The following is a 17512-nucleotide window of genomic DNA, read 5'->3' as shown; positions in this document are numbered from 1 at the left end:
GGGGACCACAATTGTTGAATGAGTGCACCGAGCGACCGCGAGATCAGCCGGGCCGTCACGCGCGCCGTGGCTGGCAAGACGATCGACGCCCGTGAGGCCGCAGGACTGCTGAGTGCCCGGGGCGAGGAGCTGCACCGGCTCATGTCGGCCGCGGCGCGCGTCCGCGACGCGGGGCTGGAGTCGGTCGGCCGGCCGGGCGTCGTGACGTACAGCAAGAAGGTCTTCATCCCGCTGACCCGGCTGTGCCGCGACCGGTGCCACTACTGCACGTTCGCGACGACGCCGGGCCGCCTGCCCGCGCCGTTCCTGTCCCCCGACGAGGTGCTCGACATCGCCCGCAAGGGTGCCGCGATGGGCTGCAAGGAGGCGCTGTTCACGCTCGGCGACCGCCCTGAGGACCGGTGGGACGACGCCAAGGAGTGGCTCGAGGCCGCGGGCTACGACAGCACGCTGGAGTACGTACGCGCAATGGCGATCCGCGTGCTCGAGGAGACCGGACTGCTCCCCCACCTCAACCCCGGCGTCATGAGCTGGAAGGAGATGTCCCGGCTCAAGCCGGTTGCGCCGTCGATGGGCATGATGCTCGAGACGACGAGCCGCCGGCTCTACGAGGACAAGGGCGAGGCGCACTACGCCAGCCCCGACAAGGACCCGGCCGTACGCCTGAGAGTGCTCGAGGACGCCGGCCGGCTCAACATCCCGTTCACGACAGGGCTGCTCATCGGCATCGGCGAGACGATCGAGGACCGGGTCGAGAGCATCTTCGAGCTGCGCCGGATCGCCAGGACCTACGGGTCGATCCAGGAAGTCATCATCCAGAACTTCGTGTCCAAGGACGACACCGCGATGCGGCTGACTCCGGACCTCGAGGTCGAGGAGTACCTCGCCACGATCGCGACGACCCGCATCCTGATGGGTCCGGCGATGCGCGTGCAGGCGCCGCCCAACCTCGTCGGCCTCGATGACTGCCGGGCGCTGCTCGACGCCGGCGTCGACGACTTCGGCGGCATCAGCCCGCTCACCCCGGACCACGTCAATCCCGAGCGGCCGTGGCCGCAGATCACCGCGCTGACCGAGCTGTGTGCCGAGGGCGGCTTCACGCTGACCGAGCGGCTCACCGCGCACCCGCAGTTCCTGTCCGAGCCGTGGCTCGACCCGCGCCTGCGCCCGCATGTCGACGCGCTGGTCGCCGACGGCGGGCTGGCCCGCGCGGACGTGATCCCGGAGGGCCTGCCGTGGCAGGAGCCCGACGGCGGGTGGTCCACGACGGGTTGGCTCTCGAAGGGCCGCACCGACCTGCATACCGAGATCGACACGGTCGGGCGTACGGCTGACCGGCGCAGTGACTTCGAGGACGTCTACGGCGACTGGTCGGTGCTGCGGGACAGCCAGCCCGGTCGCGACGCCGCGCTCGTCGGGATCGGCGACGGTGGGTTCGCTGCGGCGATGCGGGCGGCCGAGCGCGATCCGGCGGGGTTGTCGGACGCGGATGCCCTCACGCTCATGACCGCCGAGGGCGCGCACCTCGATGCCATCGCGGCCCTGGCCGACGACCTGCGCCGCGACGCCGTGGGCGACGACGTCACGTACGTCGTCAACCGGAACATCAACTTCACCAACGTCTGCTACACCGGCTGCCGGTTCTGCGCGTTCGCCCAACGGCGTACGGATGCCGACGCCTACACGTTGTCGCTCGACGAGATCGGCGACCGGGCCAGTGAGGCCGTGGCGTTCGGGGCGACCGAGGTCTGCATGCAGGGTGGCATCGACCCGGAGCTGCCCGGCACGGCGTACTTCGACATCGCCGCGGCGGTCAAGCGCCGCGAGCCCGGCCTGCACGTGCACGCGTTCAGCCCCATGGAGGTCATGAACGGGGTGACGCGCACGGGCCTCTCGGTCCGCGACTTCCTGCTGAAGGCCAAGGAGTCCGGGGTCGACTCACTGCCCGGCACCGCCGCGGAGATTCTCGACGACGACGTGCGATGGGTCCTGACCAAGGGCAAGCTGCCGACATCCGAATGGCTCGACGTGATCCGCACGGCGCACGAGATCGGCCTGCCGACGACCTCGACGATGATGTACGGCCACGTCGACCACCCCGGTCACTGGGTCGGCCACCTGCGTACGATCGCCAACCTCCAGCGCGAGACCGGTGGGTTCACCGAGTTCGTGCCGTTGCCGTTCGTGCACCAGTCGTCGCCGATCTACCTCGCCGGCGTCGCCCGACCCGGCCCGTCCGTGCGCGACAACCGCGCGGTGCACGCCCTGGCGCGGATCATGCTGCACGGCCTGATCGACAACATCCAGTGCTCCTGGGTAAAGCTCGGCCCCGAGACCTGCACCGACGTGCTGCAGGGCGGGGTCAACGACCTGGGCGGCACGCTGATGGAGGAGACCATCAGCCGCATGGCCGGCTCCACCAACGGCTCGCGCAAGTCGATCGAAGAGCTCGAGGCCATGGCCGCGCTGGCCGGCCGTCCGGCTGTCCAGCGCACCACGACGTACGGCCGACTGTCCCCGGTGAGGGCCGCAGGATGACGACGCCGTTCACCGTGGTCATGCCGATGAAGGCGTGGGATCGCGCCAAGTCGCGGCTGCACGTCGAGCCGGACACCCGTCGCGCCCTCGCGGAGGCATTTGCCCGCGACACGCTCGCCGCGGTGCTGGCGTGTCCCGAGGTGGGAGAGGTCCTCGTCGTGACGCGCGGAGATCTGGTCGTCTCGTACGTCCGGGATGCCGGAGCGCACGTCATCCAGGAGCCCGCGAACCGGCCGCTCGACGCCTTGGGCTCCGCGATACGCCACGGCATCGCCTGGGCCGCGGACCATCGGCCGTACGCGCCGCTCGCAGTCGTGCCCTCCGACCTGCCGGCGCTGACCGCCGACGCGCTGGGCCGCCTGCTGCTCGCCGCCGCGGCACATCCGTTCGCGTTCGTGGCGGACGCCAACGGCGACGGCACGACGATCCTGACGAGCCGCACGCCCGACCTGATGCATGCCGGCTACGGTCCCGGCTCCGCGGAGCGCCACCGCGGCTTCGGCGCACACGAGCTCCTCGCGCCTGATGCCGTGCGGCAGGACGTCGACACGATCGACGACCTCGTCGCCGCGGACCGGCTGGGCCTCGGCCCGCACACCCGACAGGCACGCGCCCAACTCACCTCCAACCGCGCTGACGAGTCACTGAGCAAGCGGTGAGGAGTCACTGAGCACCGTCGGGAGTGACTCCTCGCTACGCGCGCAGTGACTCGTCAGCGGAAGGCCGGTGCGCGCTCAGTCGGTGACGACGGCGATCACGACTTCGCGCTGCAGGGCGCGGGCGAGGATCCGCAGGCGCTCAGCCAGGGCGCCGGCCTCGACGTAGGCCTCCGGTGCGCCATCGACGCTCAGTGCGCGCACCTCCAGCGAGCCGTCCGCGGCCACCGTCACGTCGGCGAGCGAGAGGTCGGCACCGGCACGGGCGAGGGCAACGAGGTCGTCATCCATCTCCGCAGCGGGGAAGCCGCGAGGCAGCTCGCCACGTGATGCCGCCGCCAGCACGGCGTCACGAGCACCGAGGCCGAACAGGTCACCGCTCTCGTCACGAATCAGCGATGCGGCACCCTCGTCATGCTCGAACCATTCGGTCGGCAGCCCGCGCACGACGACGACCGGATGCCCGTCGAGCTTGCCGGCGACGAGATCGGCCATCCCGGCGATCTCGTCGGCGACCGCCGGCGAGGTGACGGCGAGGACGTTGCCGTAGGGATCTTCGACGCCGGCGAACGACAGCAACGGCGAGATGCCGGATGCGCCGATCGCGATATCGGTCTGCCCGATCCGCCAGGCCCGTCCGGCCGTGTCGGTGACGATGACACCGAGGCGCAGCCCCGTCAGCTCCTCGAGACGAGCGCGCAGGTCACGCGCGGCGCCGTCCGGGTCGGGTGGCAGCGGGATCACGGCGCCGGCCTCGAGATTGGACGCGTCGATGCCGGCCGCGGCGAGGGTGAGCCCGGAGTGCGTACGGACGATGCGGGTCTGCCCGCGACGAGCCACGACCCGGTCGGTCTCGGCGTCGAGCAGCGACTCGCGGTCACCGACGGTCGCCAGCCCGGCAGCCTTGCTGACGACCTTGCTGGTCACGGCCAGCAGGTCTCCGTCCGCCAGTGGTTGGCCGAGGTGCTCGACGATGATGTGCGCGAGGTCGTCCCCGGGCTGGACCTCGCCGATGCCTTCCAGTGGCCAGGCGCGCAGCTCCATGTCAGGCCTTGGTCGACAGCGAGTCGGCGAGGTCGAGGGTGTCGCGGGCGAGCTGCGCGGTGGTGTCCGCGTCGGTCATGTAGAGCGGCACCGCGCGAGCTGTGATGCCCGCGCCCTCGATCGAGTCGAGCTCTGCCGCGTCGGCGCTGTCGACGAGCCAGCCGTCCAGCACTCCCCCGGAGCGTTGGGCGCCGTGGTGGCGGGCCACCCCGCCGGCACTGATCTCGATGCCGAGGCCGGTCAGCAGCTGGTCGGCCATTCCACGCACGGCGGCGCCGCCGATGATGGGCGAGACACCGACGACCGGAGCGCGCGTCATGCGTACGGCGGTCGCGATCTGCGGGACGGACAGGATCGCGCCGACCGACACGATGGGGTTGGACGGCGGCAGGATGACCCGGTCGGCGCTGAGGATCGCCTCCACGACTCCGGGGCCGGCCGTCGCCTCGGCCGCTCCACGGAACGTGACCTCACGCACCGGCACCCTGGCGCCGAGGCGGATCCAGTACTCCTGGAAGTGGATCACCTCGACACCGTCCTCGCCGTCGATGCCGATGTGCGTCTCGACCTCGTTCTCGGTCATCGGCAGCAGGCGTACGCCGGGCTTCCACCGCTCGCACAGTCGCTCGGTGATGGCGGTCAGGCCGACGCCTTCGTGCCACAACTGGGTGCGGATGAGGTGGGTCGCCAGGTCGCGGTCGCCGAGGCCGAACCAGGTCTTGTCGATGCCGTACGCCATCAGCTCTTCCTTGGCGTTCCACGTCTCGTCGGTGCGGCCCCACTTGCGTTCGGGGTCGATGCCACCACCCAACGTGTACATCACGGTGTCGAGGTCGGGGCACACACGCAGCCCGAACAGCCAGATGTCGTCCGCGGTGTTGCCGATGACCGTGACCTCGTCGTCGGGTCCTACCGCGTCGAGGAGACCCGACAGGAAGTTGGCACCACCGACACCGCCCGACAACACCGTGATCCGCATGGGCTCAGTCTGCCCGAGTGGGCGAGGGCTCAGAGCGCCGACTCGATGGCTCGCCAGAACGTCGGGTAGGCGTAGACCGTGTTGCGCAGCGTCGCGACCGGGATCTCGGCCCGTACGGCGAAGGCCAGGGCCGACAGCGTCTCGCCACCCGTCGGTCCGGCGCTGGTCGCGCCGACGATGACATCGCGATCGGCGTCGATGACGAGCTTGATCAGGCCGTCGTTGCCTATGCCGTGGACGAAGCCCCGGCTGCTCGCCGAGACGTCCGTCAGCCCGATGCGGACGTTGATGCCCTTGTCGCGGGCCTGCGCCTCGGTCAGGCCGACGCCGCCGACCTCGGGATCGGTGAACGTCACCCGCGGGAAGCTGCCGTCGTACTCCTCAAGCGGCTCGCCGAGGATCGCCTTGGCCGCACGCTCGGAGTGATACATCGACAGGTGGGTGAAAGCGCCCCGGCCGACGATGTCGCCGATCGCCCAGAGGCCATTCTTGACCTGCATGTCGTCGCCGACCGTCAGGAACCGCTCGACCTCGACGCCGACGGTGTCGAGCCCGATGTCGTCGAGGCGCGACTTGCGGCCGGCGGCCACGAGCAGCTGCTCGGCCTCGTACGTCGTGTCGCCGCAGGTCACGGCGAACCGGCTGCCGTCGTGGTCGACCCGGTCGATCGTGACACCCGCGTGCACGCCGATGCCCTCGGCCTCGAACACCGTTGTCAGCAGCTCCGACGACTCCGGCTCCTCGGGCGCGAGGATGCGCGGTGCGACCTCCAGCACCGTGACCTGCGTGTCGAAGCGCGCGTATGCCTGTGCGAGCTCGAGGCCGATCGCACCGCCGCCGATGACGATCAGCGAAGCCGGGGCCTGCTCGGCCTTGAGGGCCTCGCGGTTGGTCCAGTACGGGGTGTCGGCGAGTCCCGGGATCGGCGGAACGGCTGCGGTGGTGCCGGTGTTGAGCACGACGCCCTTCGAGGCCACATAGGTCTCGCCCGCGACCTCGACCGTACGATCGCCGGCCAGGCGGCCGTGACCGCGCACGAGGGTCGCCCCGGCCGCTGTGATCCGGTCGGCCGCGACGGTGTCGTCCCAGTTGTCCGTGGCCTCGTCCCGGATGCGCTTGGCCACGACCGAGAAGTCGGGAGTCACCGTCGCGCTGCCGGACAGCGTGGCGATCCGCCGGGCATCGGCCAGCAGGTTCGCCGCGCGGATGAACATCTTGGACGGTATGCAGCCCCAGTAGGGACACTCGCCGCCGACCAGCTCGGCCTCAACCGCGACCACGGCGAGCCCGGCCTTGGCGAGCCGCGGGACGAGCGCTTCACCCCCGGGCCCCAGACCGACAACAACGACGTCACACTCGTGAGCACTCATGAGCCCATCCTCTGACATGCGCACAACCGGGTGCCAGCGAATGCATGCGGCGATTTCGCCTCCGCCGGCCGTCCTGCGTGGTTACGCTGCGCTGCATGGAGGCCGTGCCGGCGACTGACGAGGATCGACGCGGGGCGTTCGACGAGCTCAAGGCCCTGCTGTCCAGCGGACGGATCGACGCCGCGGAGTTCGCTACCCGGTCGTCGAAGATCGCGGACGCCGCGACGCTGTCGGAGCTCGCCGCGCTGGTGACGGATCACGGCCGCGCCCCGGCCACGCCGTCCCCGGCGAAGGCGTCCTTCGGCTCGGTCGTGGGTGATGCCATCACGAGCCCGGAGTTCGGCCGCTCGCTCGGCCGCTTCGCGACAGCGTTCAGCATGCGCCGGGTGATCATCTGGGTGATCGGCCTGACCGTCGCGGGCGGCACGGCATTCGCGACGTCGTGGTTCGGAACCGCCACCGACGGGACCTCGACCCCGCAGGCATCACCCGGGGCGACGCAGACGACGATCGCTGCACCGGCCCATCCCGAGCTGCTGAGCCGCAACGGGTTCGTCAAGCTCCGCAACGACATGAACGACAAGATCGGGAGCACCCGCTACCTCAGCGCCGTGATCTATCCGGACTACGCGACGATCGAGGTTCCCATCACCGGCGACCCCGACCACTCGCAACGCTGGTACTACAACGGCCGCTTCCCCTACAACCCCATCGAGAGCCCGCGCCGGCCCGGCGCGAGGGTCGCGGACCTGGCAACGGTGCGCGTGACGGCACTGGTCAGCGCGATCCAACGCGCTCCGGCGCAGCTCAACGTGCGGGACGCTGACCGGACCTACCTGATCTTCGACAACCGCTCGGGTCGTAGTGCGATGTCGGTGTATGTCATCAATCCGTCGAACGACACCGGCTACTGGACCATGGACCTCAGGGGCAAGACCGTCGTGAAGTACAAGGCACCGTGACGGCGGCTAGCGCGACAGCATCCTGCGCGGATTGATGACGCCCGAACCGGACCCCGTGTCGTAGCCCTGCGGCCCGATGTCGTCGGCGGTCGACTGGATCAGCGAGCGGACGGTCGCCTGGCTGGCACCCGAGCCGAGCTTGGCGATCTCGAGCGCCGCCGCGGCGGCGACGTGCGGAGCCGCCATCGACGTGCCGGAAAGCGTGCAGTAGCTGGCAGGGCAGCCCAGCGTGGGATACGGGCTCTTCGGCACGGTCGACAGGATGCTGCTGCCAGGCGCGGCGACATCGACCCAGCTGCCGCAGCTGGAGTAGGACGCCACGGCTCCCGCAGAGGTGATCGCACCGACTCCGAGGACCCCGTCGTACGCCGCGGGATAGCTGCGCGGTGCCCCGAACAGGAAGGGGCACGAATCGTTGCCTGCCGCGGCCACCACCACGACATTCTTCGAGATCGCGTATGCCACAGCCGCACGGCCCGCACTGTCGGCGCTGGCCGACGACAGCGAGAGATTGATGACCTTGGCGCCGTGGTCAACCGCCCAGACGATGCCCTTCGCCACGTTGGCGGAGTCGCCCACGCCGGTCTTGTCCAGAACCCGCACGGGGAGGATCCGGGTGTTGGGCGCGAGGCCAGCGATGCCGATCCCATTGTTGGCGACGGCCGAGATGATGCCTGCCACGTGCGTGCCATGGCCGTTCTGGTCCACTGGCGTGGTGCCCGGCACGACGAAGTCCCGCCCCGCCAGGACATGGCCGGTGAGGTCGACGTGCAGGGAGACTCCGGTGTCGATGACGGCGACGACGACTCCGCGGCCGGTCGAGGTCTTCCACGCCGTCTCGGCGCCGAGCCGGGTGAGTGCCCACTGACGCGAACGGAGCGGGTCGTTCGAAAGGTCGATGCTCACCCTGTGCGCGATGTCGACCCCGATCGTGGACGACTTCCTGAGTCCCGCGATGATCAGGTCGAGCGCCCTCGAACGGGTCGTGACGACCGCGGTCGTGATCTGCGGCGCGCCCGAGGTGCGAGTGGTGGTGACGACCTTGAGCGGCGCGCCCGGCGCCGCCGTGGCGAGGATCCTCTCGGCCGTCTGCCGCAGCGTCGCGCCGGATCCGGGATCATCCGAGGCCGTCGAGCTCGACGTGCCCGCAGCGACCAACCCCACGCCCAGCACCAACGATCCGGCGATGTGTCCGATCCGCATACGTACTCCGGTCCGTCTGTCGTCCCCCTGTGAACAACGGCTTCGGGAGTCCCGGGGTTACGTCCCGAGTCCGCGAATAGCGCCCGACACGGGTGCCAGTTCCCGATATCGTGCTCGGCATGGTGGCCACCCGAGCAAGTGACGCCGACCGCGACAGCTGCCTTGAGGACATCGAAGCCGCCTACGCGGACGGCCGCATCAACGACGCAGAGCGCGAGCAGCGTACGCAGGCCGCCCTGCAGGCGACAACGCTCGCCGAGCTGGCTGACCTCGTCGCTGACCTGGGACCGGCCGCGAAGTTGCCGACCAAGGTGGCCGCCGCTTTGAGGCTCAAGGCGCGTCCCACCACGACCGGCGGACTGTCACCACGCTTCCTGCGCAACCTGCTGATCGTGACGCTGGTCCTTGCGGTGATCGCGGTGGTCCTCTGGATCTCGAACGGCGGCGACGAAGAGCAGGCGGCTTCCGGGACGTCGTCCCAGCAGTCAAACCCCAGGCAGCGACTCGAGCTGCACACCGCCGAGGGCTTCCAACGACTCGTGGCCCTGACGCAGGCCAAGTTCGGCACCACGACAATCGACTCCGCCGCGATCTACCCCGACTACGCGAGCATCACCATCGTCCTGCCCGAGGACCCCCGCCGCACCGAGAACTGGTACTTCGCCAAGGGCTTCGAAGGCGAGCCGAGCAAGGGGACCCGCCCGGCCGACGCCGCGACTATCGATCTCGCGACGGTCAACCCGGCGGCGTATGCCAAGGCGATCAAGCGCTCACCGGCGGTGCTGGGTGTCGAGGACGTCAACTCGACCTACGTCGTGATCCACGACGCCGGCGGCGAGCCCTCGTTCTCGGTCTATGTGCGCAACGAGTACGGCGAGAACGGCTACTGGTCGTTCACGCTGGACGGCAAGGAGATCCGGCGCTACGCGTTCGAGTGAGACTCAGAACGCGGTCCGGGCCGCGGCTCGCGGTAGCGGACGACGCTGTAGGCCAGCAGGGACCACGCCGCGATCGCTGACGCCCACAGGCCGATCGCGGTGCCCCAGCCATGAGCCGGGAGCTGGGGGCCGAAGCCGATGCTGAGGATCGAGAACTCCGGGATCTCGGGGCTGACCCACCACACGACTCCCAGCACCACCAGCCACACCCCACCCAGGAAGCTGAGGAAGATCCGGGGCCAGGTCGCCACGCCGTACTTGGCCGCGTCGACGGCCTTGCGCCGCAACGGATCCAGCAGCTTGCGGGCCCAGACGTGGTTGCGCGAGAGGAGCGAGATGCCGGCGACGAGGACCAGCGTCCCCGGCCCTGGGGCGGGGATCAGGATGATGCCGGCGACGGTCAGGATCCAGCCCAGGATCTCGCTGCCCGTACGTCGAAACCAGCTCCTCAAGGCAGTCCCGACGCTCATGCGGCAATTCTGCCAGCAGGTCTACAACAGAAACGCCACAACTGGGCAAGATGACGAAGAACCAGGGTCATCCCTGATGAGGTCGCGGGCCGGGGTGCGGGTCGACCCCGACGATCAGACCGACACGAAGATGTGAACGGCCGCCTCGGCGTCGATCTCCGCGGTCTCACCCTGCCGCGCGACGACCAGGCCGTCGTGCCCCTGCGACACCAGGACGTCGTTGCCCGGAAGCGCTCCGACGCGGCGCAGCACCGACATGACCTCGGTGTCCTTCTGCAGCTCCTCGGCGATGCGACGCACGACGAGGCGGATGGGCTCCACCGCACCACTGACGGCCTTGGTCATCGGCTGGACGCCCTCGAGGAAGTCGGCGTCCTTGCCCAGCTCGCCCAGCTCGGAGAGCCCGGGGATCGGGTTGCCATAGGGCGACTCGGTGGGGTGCTCGAGGAGCTCGACGAGGCGACGCTCGACCTGCTCGGACATGACGTGCTCCCAGCGGCACGCCTCCTCGTGGACGAACTCGATCTCGAGGCCGATGATGTCGGTCAGGAGACGCTCGGCCAGGCGGTGCTTGCGCATGACGCGCGTCGCGAGCTGCCGGCCCTTGGGCGACAGCTCGAGGTGCCGGTCTCCTTCGACAGTGAGCAGTCCGTCGCGCTCCATGCGGGCGACCGTCTGGCTGACCGTGGGCCCGCTCTGGTGGAGGCGCTCGGCGATGCGCGCGCGCAACGGGATGATGCCCTCCTCTTCCAGCTCGTAGACCGTGCGGAGGTACATCTCGGTGGTGTCGATCAGCTCGCTCACGTGGCCATTGTTCCACGTCGTGCGACATCCTCGTGACCACCGGACAATGGGACACGTGGCGATGTCGGTGATGTGGTTCAGGCGCGACCTGCGGCTGGGCGACAACCCGGCAATCCTCGAGGCGGCCGCGGCCGGCACGGACGGCGTGGTCCCGCTGTTCGTGCTCGACGACCGGCTGTGGACCCCGACGGCGTCGCCCCGTACGGCATACCTCTCCCGCCTGCTGGCCCAGTTCTCCGACCGGGTCGGCGGGCTGCACGTGGTCCACGGCGACCCGGCCGATGAGGTCGTCCGCGTCGCCCGGCGGGCCGGCGCAGCCACCGTGCACGTCGCCGCTGACCACGCCCCGTACGGATCACGCCGCGATCGACGAGTCGAGCACGCCCTCGCGCAGCACGACATCACCCTCATCCGCACGGGGTCGCCGTATGCCGTCGCGCCCGGGCGCATCACGAAGGGCGACGGCACGCGATACCGCGTCTTCACGCCGTACTTCCGCGCCTGGCACGACCACGGATGGCGCCGGCCTGCGCCGGAGGCGACGGAAGTGCCGTGGACCCGGCCCGGCGGGCGTACGCACCGGATCCCCGACGTCACGGTCCCGGACGGGCTGGCCCTCCCGCCGCTCGGCGAGGAGGCGGCGCTGGAGCGCTGGCGCTCCTTCCTGGCCGACGACGTCGCCGACTACGACAACGTCCGCGACCTGCCTGGAGTGGACCGGACCTCGCGCATGTCAGTCCACCTCAAGTGGGGCACGATCCACCCGCGCACGATGCTGGCCAACCTCACTCCCCTGCGCTCGCGAGGAGCCGCGGCGTACGTCCGAGAGCTGGCGTTCCGCGAGTTCTACGCCGACGTGCTGCAGCACCGCCCGGGCTCGGCGTTCGGCTACTACAACCCGGTCTTCGCCGCGATGGAGTACGACGAGCCGGGGGAAGCGCTCGAGGCGTGGAAGTCGGGGCGCACGGGGATCCCGATCGTCGATGCCGGCATGCGACAGCTCAAGCGCGAGGGCTGGATGCACAACCGGGTCCGGATGATCGTGGCGAGCTTCCTGGTCAAGGACCTGCACATCGAGTGGCAGCACGGCGCCCGGCACTTCCTCGACCTGCTCGTCGATGCCGACCTCGCGTCCAACCAGCACGGGTGGCAGTGGGTGGCCGGGTGCGGCACCGACGCGGCTCCGTACTTCCGGGTGTTCAACCCGGTGACGCAGGGCAAGAAGTTCGACCCCGACGGCGCCTACATCCGCCGGTGGGTGCCCGAGCTGGCGCACGTCGACACCGCGGGCGTCCATGCACCGTGGGAGCTCGACGAGCTCCCGGCCGGCTACGTCGCCCCGATCGTCGACCATGCCGAGGAGCGCAGGGAGGCGCTGCGCCGGTACGAGGCGATCCGCTAGGACGGGACCTAGGTAGGTTGAGTTCGTGGTCACGATTCCCGGGCAGTTCAACGGTCCCCTCCACTCCGGCAACGGCGGCTATGTCGCGGGCCTGATCGCCCAGGAGGTCAGCAGTCACGAGCCGGTCACCTCGACCTTGCGCATCCCGCCGCCGCTCGACGTGTCGCTCACGTGGGAGCGCGACGACAGCGAGGTCCGGCTCCTGACCGCCGGCGGAGCCGTCGTGGGCACCGCCTCACCCGGTGCTTTCACCCGCGACGTGCCGCCGTCTCCGACCTCGGATGAGGCTGCAGCGGGCCTCGCGCACTATCCCGGGTTCGCGCACCATCCGTTCGACCACTGCTTCACGTGTGGCACGGCCCGCGACGAGGGCGACGGGCTCCGGCTGTTCGCCGGCCCGATCGACCTCTCGAAGCCGGGCCTGAACGCCGCTCCGTGGACGCCGCACGAGGCGTTCGGCGGCAGCGACGGCGCCCTGGACCTGCCCGTCGCATGGGCGGCGTTGGACTGTCCAGGTGGATGGGCCGCCGACTTCAACCGCAACCCCATGGTGCTCGGCCGTATGACCGCACAGGTCAACCGCCGGCCGCGGGTCGGCGAGGCGTACATCGCGGTCGGTCACCTGCAGGCCGAGGAAGGCCGCAAGTTCCTGACCGACACCGCGCTCTACAGCGAGGACGGCGAGCTGCTGGGGCGCGCCGAGCAGATCTGGATCAAGATCGACATCGCGGCCTTCTCCTGATCGCTGGGCCACCACACCTGTGGCGTAAATTCGTCGCGTGACACGGCGTCCGCTCTCCCGGCTCTTCGCCGACACCCGTCCCCTGCGCAACCAGCACTTCCGACGGTTGTGGCTCGCCAACATCGTGACGGTCATCGGGGCCCAGCTGACGGTGGTCGCCGTGCCGGCCCAGATCTATGCCGACACCGGGTCATCGGCGTACGTCGGTCTCGCCGGCGTGTTCGGCCTGGTCCCCTTGGTCGTGTTCGGCCTGTACGGCGGCGCGCTCGCGGACGTGTTCGACCGGCGCACGCTGCTGATCATCACGACGACCGGCCTGATCGTCACCAGCGGGTTGTTCTGGCTGCAGGCCGCGGCGGGCAGCACCAACGTCTGGCTCCTGCTCACGCTGTTCGCGGTGCAACAGGCGTTCTTCGCGGTCAACCAGCCCACCCGCAGCGCCGTGCTGCCCAAGATCGTCGAGCCGCACCTGCTGCCGGCCGCGAACTCGCTCAACATGACGGTCGGGATGGCCGGCGGCATCGCCGGGCCGCTGGTCGCCGGCATCCTGATCCCGGTCATCGGCTTCGAGTGGCTCTACCTCATCGACACGTTCACGCTGTTCGCCACGCTCGGAGCCGTCGTGCGCCTGCCGCGGCTCCCGGTGCTCGACGCCGCGTCGGGCGCGCCCGGCGTGCGCGCAGTCGTCGACGGGTTCCGCTATCTGCGCACCCAGCCCGTGCTGATGATGTCGTTCGTCGTCGACCTGATCGCGATGGTCTTCGGCATGCCGCGTGCCCTGTTCCCCGAGATCGCGCATGTCGACTTCGGCGGCCCCGAGAGCGGTGGCATCGCGTTCGCACTGCTGTTCGCCGCGATCCCCGCCGGCGCGGTGATCGGCGGAGTCTTCAGCGGCTGGGTGTCGCACGTCGAGCACCAGGGCCGTGCCGTCATCGTCTCGATCATGCTGTGGGGCCTGGCCATGACGGGCTTCGGCATCGCGGTCGCGCTCGCGGACCACTGGCGTACGCCGATGCTGGTCGTCGCGCTCGTGATGCTGGTCGTCGGCGGTGCCGCCGACATGGCGTCGGYGGCGTTCCGGATGAGCATGCTGCAGTCAGCGGCGGACGACGCCCTGAGGGGTCGGCTGCAGGGCGTCTTCATCGTCGTCGTGGCCGGCGGACCACGCATCGCCGACACCTTGCACGGCGCGACGGCCGCGGCCACGGGCACGGCCGTCGCCTCAGCAGGCGGTGGCGTGCTGGTCGTCGTGGGCGTGGTGCTCGTGTCGTTGCTGGTGCCGTCGTTCGTCCGCTACCGGATCAGCCAACATCTGCGAGTGACCTCGGGGCATACGCAGTGCGGGCCGTCCGGGGCTGAGCCGCATACTGGGCCCATGGCCAGGACACGCGTACGTCGCGAGCTCACGACCGAGCAGGTCCAGCGCTGGGTCGTGTCGCTCCTGATCCTCGCGGTCTCCGCATTCCCGCTCGGCGCGCTCGTGGCGGTCATCCGCAGCATCGTCGGCGACGGCCGCCGCGGTGACGGCGTCATCCTGCTGATCGTGATGGCGGTCATCGGGGTCGTCGCGCTCGGTGCGGTCCGGCTCGTTCATCGCCGGCCCGCGTTCGCTCCGTGGATCCTGCTCGGCGTCGTGCCCGCCGTGATCGCCGGGATCTTCGTTCTTTGACCTCGCATTCCCGCGCCTCGGTCGCTGGCGCTCCCTCCCGTTCGGCCGCGGACGGCTTCAATGGCGAGCGAGAGGCTAGTGCTGGAGGTCGCTGACCAGCGGCGAGAATCTCGACCGCCGGGCAGCGAGCTCGAGGGACGCCACGTCGGGTGCGGCAGACACCGGACGTACGCCCACGACGGTGCGAATGATCAGCACCGGGATCAGGGCCAGCGCGAGCAGCACCAGCAACAGCCATGAGGCGCGACCGAACGTGTCGGTCGTCATCGCGGCGACCGCAGCCACGGTCGAGCCCCCTCCGACGTACGCCGCGGACCAGGTCGCGGAGCCGGCGAGCGATGCCGGCGCGAACCGCCGGTACTCCAGGCCCGAGGCGCCGGCAGCGGCCGGCGTCAGCGTACGCACGATGGGCACGAGCCGAGTGGCGAACACCGCGAGCCCGCCGCGACGGCGCAACAGGTCGGTGGCCCGGTCGTAGTGGCGGACGCCGAGCCGCTTGACCGCCTTGGTCTCCCGCAGCGTGTCGCCGTAACGGCGGCCGAGGAGATAGCCGACGTGGTCGCCCAGGCTGGCCCCGATCATCACGGCGACGCCGAGCATGACCATCTCCGCCGGTGAGCCCATCGTTGCGGCCAGGACGACGACGGCCGTCTCGCCCGGCAGCACGATGCCGAGGCCCAGCCCGGACTCGGCGAATGCGAGACCGAGGCCCAGCGCGAGAGTCAGCGCGACAGCTGTCATGCCTTCACCGTGACGCAGCGAAGTGAAGCGGCAGCCGCGGTGAGGTGGATGCGGCGTGAACCGCCGGCGATCAGTCGCCTTCGAGGAGTCCCAGCAGGTAGTCGCCGTAGCCGCTCTTGGCGTATGCGTCGGCCTGCCGCCGCAGGCCGTCGTCGCTCAGCAGGCCCTTGCGCCAGGCCGCCTCTTCCGGGCAGCCGATCGACAGTCCCTGTCGCTTCTGCACCGTGCGGATGAACTCGCCGGCCTCGCCGAGCGAGTCGAACGTCCCGGTGTCGAGCCAGGCGACCCCGCGCTCCAGGACCTCGACCCGAAGCCGGCCGGCCTCGAGGTAGCGGCGGTTGAGGTCGGTGATCTCCAGCTCGCCACGAGCTGACGGCGTGAGGTCGGCAGCCATCTCCACGACATCGTTGCTGTAGAAGTACAGCCCCGGCACGGCGTAGTGGCTCTTGGGGACGGCGGGCTTCTCCTCGAGGGAGATCGCGACGCCGAACTCGTCGAACTCGACGACGCCGGACGCAGACGGGTCGGCGACGCGGTAGCCGAAGATGACCGCGCCGTCGATGTCGGTGAACTTCGCCAGCTGCGTGCCGAGACCCGCGCCGTAGAAGATGTTGTCGCCGAGGACGAGCGCCGCCGGCTCGTTGCCGATGTGGTCCTTGCCGATCACGAACGCCTGCGCGAGGCCATCGGGGCTGGGCTGCACGGCGTACGTGATCGAGATGCCGAACTGCGACCCGTCGCCGAGGAGGTGCTCGAACTGGGCCGCATCCTGCGGAGTCGTGATGATCAGAACGTCGGTCACGCCGGCGAGGATCAACGTCGACAGCGGGTAGTAGATCATCGGCTTGTCGTAGACCGGGAGCAGCTGCTTGCTCACAGCCCGCGTGACGGGGTGCAGGCGTGAGCCGGTGCCACCGGCCAGGATGATTCCGCGCATGCGGCACATCCTAGGGAGTGGTCCACGTCGCCGCGCAGGCACTACTACGCTGGCCACATGCGAAACGTCCTGGTGACCGGAGGGGCCGGCTTCATCGGCTCCAACTTTGTGCGTCACCTCGTCAAGACGACCGACCTCGATGTCACTGTCCTCGACAAGCTGACCTACGCCGCGAGCCGCGAGAGCCTCGACGACCTGCCCGCGGGTCGCTGCCGCCTCGTCGTCGGGGACATCGCGGACGCCTCGCTCGTCGACGAGCTGGTCGGCGCACACGACGCGGTGGTCCACTTCGCGGCCGAGTCGCACAACGACAACTCGCTCAACGATCCGAGCCCGTTCGTGCAGACCAACCTGGTCGGCACGTTCACGCTGCTCGAGGCCGCTCGCCACCACGACGTCCGCTTCCACCACATCTCGACGGATGAGGTCTACGGCGACCTCGACCTCGATGACCCGGAGCGGTTCACCGAGGCGACGCCCTACAACCCCTCCAGTCCTTACTCGGCGACCAAGGCCGGCTCCGACCTGCTCGTCGCCGCGTGGGTCCGATCGTTCGGCGTACGCGCGACGATCAGCAACTGCTCCAACAACTACGGGCCCTACCAGCACGTCGAGAAGTTCATCCCGCGCCAGATCACCCAGCTCATCGACGGCCAGCGGCCGCGCGTGTACGGCGACGGGCTGAACGTGCGCGACTGGATCCACGTCGACGACCACAGCAGCGCGGTCCTCACGATCCTCGAGCACGGTGCGATCGGCGAGACGTACCTCATCGGCGCCGACGGCGAGCAGAACAACCGTGACGTCGTGGCCCAGCTCCTGGCGATCTTCGGCCGCGAGCCCGACGACTTCGAGCACGTCACCGACCGCGCGGGCCATGACCGCCGTTATGCGATCGACTCCAGCAAGCTGCGCACCGACCTGGGTTGGCAGCCGCAGTTCGCCAACTTCGCGACGGGCCTGGCGGACACCGTCGAGTGGTACCGCGCCAACGAGGACTGGTGGCGGCCCAGCAAGGCCGCGACCGAGTCGATGTACGCACGTCAGGGGCAGTGAC

16 protein-coding genes are annotated in these 17512 nt (G+C 69.8%); 8 read left to right on the top strand and 8 right to left on the bottom strand.

The features are described 5' to 3' along the window. Nucleotides 1-18 precede the first annotated feature (18 nt). Together AC1DVU_RS16895 and cofC are read left to right on the top strand one after the other, a co-directional pair. Entirely contained in the window at nucleotides 19-2538 is a 2520-nt protein-coding gene (locus AC1DVU_RS16895; protein WP_476923625.1) for a bifunctional FO biosynthesis protein CofGH, read from the top strand. Continuing rightward, the gene (cofC, locus tag AC1DVU_RS16890; protein ID WP_476923624.1) at nucleotides 2535-3197 is read left to right on the top strand and encodes a 2-phospho-L-lactate guanylyltransferase; all 663 of its coding nucleotides are present in this window, start codon (nucleotides 2535-2537) and stop codon (nucleotides 3195-3197) included. Before AC1DVU_RS16895 ends, cofC begins: the two co-directional genes overlap by 4 nt. 75 nt (nucleotides 3198-3272) lie before the next feature. Here the strand turns inward: cofC and cofE are convergent, their stop codons facing one another. Genes cofE through AC1DVU_RS16875 form a run of 3 tightly spaced genes read right to left on the bottom strand, consistent with a single transcriptional unit; the run spans nucleotide 3273 to nucleotide 6587 of the window. Next, the gene (gene cofE, locus AC1DVU_RS16885; RefSeq protein ID WP_476923623.1) at nucleotides 3273-4238 is read right to left on the bottom strand and encodes a coenzyme F420-0:L-glutamate ligase; all 966 of its coding nucleotides are present in this window, start codon (nucleotides 4236-4238) and stop codon (nucleotides 3273-3275) included. Between the two features lies 1 nt (nucleotide 4239). Beyond that, the gene (cofD, locus tag AC1DVU_RS16880; protein ID WP_476923622.1) at nucleotides 4240-5217 is read right to left on the bottom strand and encodes a 2-phospho-L-lactate transferase; all 978 of its coding nucleotides are present in this window, start codon (nucleotides 5215-5217) and stop codon (nucleotides 4240-4242) included. 29 nt (nucleotides 5218-5246) lie between these two features. Next, nucleotides 5247-6587: a dihydrolipoyl dehydrogenase family protein gene (locus AC1DVU_RS16875; protein WP_476923621.1), complete on the bottom strand. Its 1341-nt coding sequence runs from the start codon at nucleotides 6585-6587 to the stop codon at nucleotides 5247-5249. 95 nt (nucleotides 6588-6682) lie between these two features. Here AC1DVU_RS16875 and AC1DVU_RS16870 point away from each other — a divergent pair, with 95 nt between their 5' ends. Beyond that, the gene (locus AC1DVU_RS16870; protein ID WP_476923620.1) at nucleotides 6683-7549 is read left to right on the top strand and encodes a DUF1707 SHOCT-like domain-containing protein; all 867 of its coding nucleotides are present in this window, start codon (nucleotides 6683-6685) and stop codon (nucleotides 7547-7549) included. Between the two features lie 6 nt (nucleotides 7550-7555). On the opposite strand, the gene AC1DVU_RS16865 is transcribed toward AC1DVU_RS16870, so the two are convergent. Next, nucleotides 7556-8752 carry a S8 family serine peptidase gene (locus AC1DVU_RS16865; protein ID WP_476923619.1) on the bottom strand — a complete coding sequence of 399 codons (1197 nt, stop codon included), beginning with the start codon at nucleotides 8750-8752 and terminating at the stop codon, nucleotides 7556-7558. Between the two features lie 119 nt (nucleotides 8753-8871). Here AC1DVU_RS16865 and AC1DVU_RS16860 point away from each other — a divergent pair, with 119 nt between their 5' ends. Next, the gene (locus tag AC1DVU_RS16860) at nucleotides 8872-9690 is read left to right on the top strand and encodes a DUF1707 SHOCT-like domain-containing protein (protein ID WP_476923618.1); all 819 of its coding nucleotides are present in this window, start codon (nucleotides 8872-8874) and stop codon (nucleotides 9688-9690) included. On the opposite strand, the gene AC1DVU_RS16855 is transcribed toward AC1DVU_RS16860, so the two are convergent. Then, nucleotides 9675-10160, bottom strand: coding sequence for a PGPGW domain-containing protein (locus tag AC1DVU_RS16855; RefSeq protein ID WP_476923617.1), 486 nt, complete (start codon nucleotides 10158-10160; stop codon nucleotides 9675-9677). The genes AC1DVU_RS16860 and AC1DVU_RS16855 overlap by 16 nt on opposite strands. A gap of 114 nt (nucleotides 10161-10274) precedes the next feature. After that, nucleotides 10275-10964 carry an iron-dependent transcriptional repressor DtxR gene (locus tag AC1DVU_RS16850; protein WP_476923616.1) on the bottom strand — a complete coding sequence of 230 codons (690 nt, stop codon included), beginning with the start codon at nucleotides 10962-10964 and terminating at the stop codon, nucleotides 10275-10277. Between the two features lie 61 nt (nucleotides 10965-11025). Between AC1DVU_RS16850 and AC1DVU_RS16845 the strand changes: the two genes are divergently transcribed. Genes AC1DVU_RS16845 through AC1DVU_RS16835 form a run of 3 tightly spaced genes read left to right on the top strand, consistent with a single transcriptional unit; the run spans nucleotide 11026 to nucleotide 14777 of the window. After that, nucleotides 11026-12366, top strand: a complete 1341-nt coding sequence (locus AC1DVU_RS16845) for a cryptochrome/photolyase family protein (RefSeq protein WP_476923795.1) — start codon at nucleotides 11026-11028, stop codon at nucleotides 12364-12366. A 25-nt stretch (nucleotides 12367-12391) separates the two neighbouring features. Continuing rightward, nucleotides 12392-13108, top strand: a complete 717-nt coding sequence (locus AC1DVU_RS16840) for a hypothetical protein (RefSeq protein ID WP_476923615.1) — start codon at nucleotides 12392-12394, stop codon at nucleotides 13106-13108. Nucleotides 13109-13145: 37 nt separating this feature from the next. Continuing rightward, nucleotides 13146-14777 carry an MFS transporter gene (locus tag AC1DVU_RS16835; protein WP_476923614.1) on the top strand — a complete coding sequence of 544 codons (1632 nt, stop codon included), beginning with the start codon at nucleotides 13146-13148 and terminating at the stop codon, nucleotides 14775-14777. Nucleotides 14778-14852: 75 nt separating this feature from the next. On the opposite strand, the gene AC1DVU_RS16830 is transcribed toward AC1DVU_RS16835, so the two are convergent. After that, a complete protein-coding gene (locus AC1DVU_RS16830; RefSeq protein WP_476923613.1) occupies nucleotides 14853-15518 on the bottom strand; it encodes a DedA family protein in 666 nt (221 codons plus the stop codon). A 70-nt stretch (nucleotides 15519-15588) separates the two neighbouring features. Next, a complete protein-coding gene (rfbA, locus tag AC1DVU_RS16825) occupies nucleotides 15589-16455 on the bottom strand; it encodes a glucose-1-phosphate thymidylyltransferase RfbA (RefSeq protein WP_476923612.1) in 867 nt (288 codons plus the stop codon). A 57-nt stretch (nucleotides 16456-16512) separates the two neighbouring features. On the opposite strand from rfbA, the gene rfbB reads away from it, so the two are divergent. Beyond that, nucleotides 16513-17511, top strand: a complete 999-nt coding sequence (gene rfbB, locus AC1DVU_RS16820; RefSeq protein ID WP_476923611.1) for a dTDP-glucose 4,6-dehydratase — start codon at nucleotides 16513-16515, stop codon at nucleotides 17509-17511. Nucleotide 17512 lies beyond the last annotated feature (1 nt).

Source organism: Aeromicrobium sp. P2_G6 (assembly GCF_056403535.1).
Note: the sequence above shows the minus strand (reverse complement) of the source record. Positions and strands in the feature narration are given on the sequence as shown.